This window comes from Roseisolibacter sp. H3M3-2, assembly GCF_029211165.1.
In the GTDB taxonomy this organism is placed as follows: Bacteria; Gemmatimonadota; Gemmatimonadetes; order Gemmatimonadales; family Gemmatimonadaceae; genus Roseisolibacter.
In genome coordinates this window covers 1-505 of the sequence record NZ_JARGEK010000818.1, presented here as the reverse complement: position 1 = coordinate 505, position 505 = coordinate 1, and the positions used below count along the sequence as shown (strand labels likewise).

The window sequence follows — 505 nt, the reverse complement described above, 5'->3', positions numbered from 1 at the left end:
TTCCTAAGACCGCTTGGCCTCCGACTGGCGCGCGGCCCGCCGCCGCAGGCCGCGGCGACGGCGCCGACGAGCAGGGCGGCCAGCGGCCAGGCGCGGCGCGCGGAGCGGGAGAGGGCGGACGGCATGGCGGATGGGGACGTGAACGGGCCGGCAATCTACGCGGCCCCTGCGCCTCCCTACACCGGGCCCGCCCTCACAGCATCAGCAGCCCGAGCCGCGCGGCGGTCACCACCGCCTCGGCGCGCGTCCCGACCCCGAGCTTCTCGAAGATCGCGGCGACGTGCGCCTTCACGGTGTGCTCGCTGATCCCCAGCCGCGGCGCGATCACCTTGTTCGCCAGCCCCTCGGCGAGCAGCGCCAGCACCTCCCGCTCCCGCCCGCTGAGGGTGGGCGCGCGCCCGTCGGCCGGCCGCGGCGCCACCGCCCCGGCCCGCCGGACCCCCGCCTCGACGAGCGGGGCGTCGGCCGGCGCCGGCGCGGCCTCGCGCACGAGCGCGGTCAGCCC

The 505-nt window shown here is 79.4% G+C and carries 1 protein-coding gene; it reads right to left on the bottom strand.

Going from position 1 to position 505, the window contains the following annotated elements; all coding sequences use genetic code 11:
* Positions 1-193 precede the first annotated feature (193 nt).
* On the bottom strand, positions 194-505 hold a 312-nt coding region (locus tag PYV61_RS26590), incomplete at its 5' end, for a LuxR C-terminal-related transcriptional regulator (RefSeq protein WP_275836904.1).